The organism is Patescibacteria group bacterium (assembly GCA_022560785.1).
Taxonomy (GTDB): domain Bacteria; phylum Patescibacteriota; class Minisyncoccia; order Phycocordibacterales; family JADFSL01; genus JADFSL01.
Genome location: JADFSL010000045.1, coordinates 1 through 3,168, shown reverse-complemented (window position 1 = coordinate 3,168; position 3,168 = coordinate 1). Strand labels below are relative to the sequence as shown.

Below are 3,168 nucleotides of genomic sequence, written 5' to 3'. Positions count from 1 at the left end.
CAAGCGGATGTTTGGGAAAAGTTGTGATTTCTCGTTGACAGGTCCTGCGGGGTTGGATAAAGTCCTGACGGAATTGTTATTCTCATCCGATTACTGTGTAAGATGGAACATCAGACCGGTTGCGTTGCAATGATCAATGTTGAGGTGACTTGCCATGAAAAAACTCGGGATATTCTTTGTACTTCTGTTGTCGGGCCTGTTGGTCGGCTGTCAAACGCCGGCTGGATCGGCCAGTGAACGCTCACTTCGGAACAGCGAGATTTCCAAGCAACAGTGGCGAATGTTCGTCGATGATTTGGACACTATTGCAAAAACCATACAACAGAATGCAATAGAGATTTCAAAACTGCATACGGATTTGATAGGTAAGGGAAAAGCAATTAACAGTCCTATTGCCAAGACCTGGTAGCTGTGTGTTTACGGCATATAACAATTAGAACCTAAAATCAGGTGGGCGCAGGGCGCTCCCACTGATTTTTTCTAAGTGTTGCACTGAACCGCTCCGCCCTGCTTATCAGATACAGGCAAGCCCGGAATTACCCCTGTGTGATTTCAATCTTTTTGTGTGCGGTATTAACATAGTTTTGAAATAGACAAACGGAGTTGAGAAATGGATTTTTATCATCTGTTTAGCAAATATCGGTTGCGCTTTGCCGCTTTTTGGTTTTTCGATAGTCTTGTGAAGCCTCATTATCCCTGGTTTTTAGTTTTTGGACAATAGTATCCATGCCCTGCCTGCTATGACGGTTGCTATTTCAATTAATTCACACATGGATATGCTGGTTTATTAATGGGTAATCGCGGCGATCCCCTTACGGGATGAATGACCTTAAAAACAAGCATAGTACCTCTTTTGCAACTTGTACAACGGGTAATGTCTGTTCCGGTGGTTTTTAAGATCACCTCTGCCAGGGTGAGTTTCTCCTTTTTTTTCTGCGGCTGATTCAATGACTTTCTCACCAAGGCCAGCTTTTGCTTTTTTACACGAGAACTGAATATTCCGTAATGGCGGATCTTAATAAACCCTTTGGGGAGGAGATGCCAGGAGAAACGAATCAAAAACTTCTTTACAGGTAAGCTCATCACCCTCTTGATGTCACCCGCTTTGCGGTCACGATAAGAAAAAGTGACTATTCCATCGCTAAGCTTTAGCAACCGGTAATTACTGATGGCTATCTGGTGAGTATATCTGCCCAAATACTCCAGCACGGATTGTTTGCCTTTAAAACCAGGCTTACTGTTTACCACCCATTGCTTGTTTCTGATCGTTTCTATGAACTGATTAAACTCACCTGGATTAAGGTGCCTGGTAAATCTGAGTTTACCCTGCCTGTACAAGGCCTTTAAACCATCACAAAACTTTGCCTTAAAAACAGTGCTCAGTGATCCCACATGAAAGAGAAACTTCCCCGACTTTGCTTTCCAACTCCCATCTGCACTAAGCCCTCCTGAAGGAACAATACAGTGCAAATGGGGATGGTATCCGAGTTGCTGTGTCCAGGTATGCAAGATGCTGATCACCCCGATTAGAGCTTCTAAGCGGCTTTGCTTGTCCTTTGAAAATGACAATAGCGTTGCCCACATGCTGGTAAACAGCAGGTCATACAGCTCTTTCTTATTCATCTTAAACCACTCCCTGAGATCCGAAGAAACGGTGAATGTTACATGGTGATGCGGTACATCAAACAAGTCGTACTCCCGTTCCAGCAGCCATCTCTCACGATTTGCTCCCTGACAGCCCGGGCAATGACGGTTGCCGCAACTGTTGTAATGTACTTTGACAACGCCACAGTTGTCACATACTTCCCAGTGTTCTCCCAAACTGGAAGTTTTGCACTGCTTTAAGGCGCGTAAAATCCTGCTTTGGTAGGTATTGAAAACACCATTATCGATTAACTCATCAAGATGAAGGTTTAAAATATGCTGTAATGTAAGTGAGGGTTTGTGATTGCTATTCCTCAATGTTATCCAAGGGGCTAAAAGCTCCTTTTAACGGTACTTCACTTACATGCAGGTAGATCATGGTGGTCTGGATACTGCTATGTCCGAGAATCTCCTGTAACATGCGCAGGGACATGCCATCTTCCAAAGCATGTGAGGCAAAACAATGACGCAGAATATGCAAGTTGACCGGCTTGGTTATGCCGCTTCTCTTTTTTGCATTAACGATGATATAACGCAATAATCCCGCACTCATCGCTCCTCCTTTGTTCCGGCCATTGAACAGGTATTGTTTTGGCCGGCAAGCTGTGAAGTACTCCCGTAGTTCTTTCAAGACTTTCTGGCTTAAAACAGTATATCGATCCTTTGTTCCTTTACCTTTATTAATACGGATCCTGCATTTCCCATTGTCAGTGTCGATGTTCTCAATGCGTAAATTGATCAACTCTGACCTGCGTAATCCGCTTCCATAAATCAAGCGTAAGATCACACGGTGTTTAGGATTGATAGTCGCATTAAATAACCTGATGAGTTCATCTCGGCTTAAGATACAGGGAAGTGATTTTTCCTCTTTGGGATAAGGTATCGAAGAGGCCATGGATTCATTGTGTGCCATTTCCCTGTAGAAGTATTTAAGAGCTGCTACATCCAGTTTGATCTTGGCCCAGCTCAACTCCTGTTCTCGCAAATGATGGAGATAGTCTAAGATCTCATCTACCTCTAATTCATCCGGTAAACATCCGTGAAACAAACTCAAGTCACGCAAGGAACGGCGGTAGGTTTTTACCGTACTATACCCCGAATAACTAATCTCAATGCGTTTTGAGAAGCGGCCAAGAAGATCACAAAGCCCTTCGATTTTAACAATGTTGCCCTCTTTAAAGGTGAAGGCTTTCCCCTGTGTAATGGTTTTCTCTGTTGATTTCATAACTTTATGTGTTGGTTATGAAACCATAATAGATATTTATACAATGAGCTACCGCTGAAAGCGGTTTAGTTCAACAATAAGAAGGGCGTGGATATAGTCACACCAACGAGAGCGATTGAAGTCGAGACGGTGAATACCGTTAAGTCAGGTGTTTCTCAACTTCAAGGCCATAAAAAACCTTCTTATATAGCAGGAACTAATCAGCAGGCTGTTGATAAAGCACTTAAGGTTACGCAGGGAACGACCATTGGTGTTATGGATAATCAGGGGAATATAATTAAGAGTTCGTCAAGGAGGAA

At 43.3% G+C, this 3,168-nt stretch carries 3 protein-coding genes; 1 reads left to right on the top strand and 2 read right to left on the bottom strand.

Annotation, left to right across the window (positions count from 1 at the left end; all coding sequences use genetic code 11):
* Window positions 1–154: 154 nt before the first annotated feature.
* Window positions 155–409, top strand: coding sequence for a hypothetical protein (locus tag IIB50_03155; GenBank protein ID MCH7530086.1), 255 nt, complete (start codon window positions 155–157; stop codon window positions 407–409).
* Window positions 410–759: 350 nt separating this feature from the next.
* On the opposite strand, the gene IIB50_03150 is transcribed toward IIB50_03155, so the two are convergent.
* Window positions 760–1,962 (bottom strand): IS91 family transposase, encoded by a 1,203-nt coding sequence (locus tag IIB50_03150; GenBank protein MCH7530085.1) that lies wholly within the window; start codon window positions 1,960–1,962, stop codon window positions 760–762.
* Entirely contained in the window at window positions 1,952–2,869 is a 918-nt protein-coding gene (locus IIB50_03145) for a tyrosine-type recombinase/integrase (protein MCH7530084.1), read from the bottom strand. Before IIB50_03145 ends, IIB50_03150 begins: the two co-directional genes overlap by 11 nt.
* Window positions 2,870–3,168: the final 299 nt, after the last annotated feature.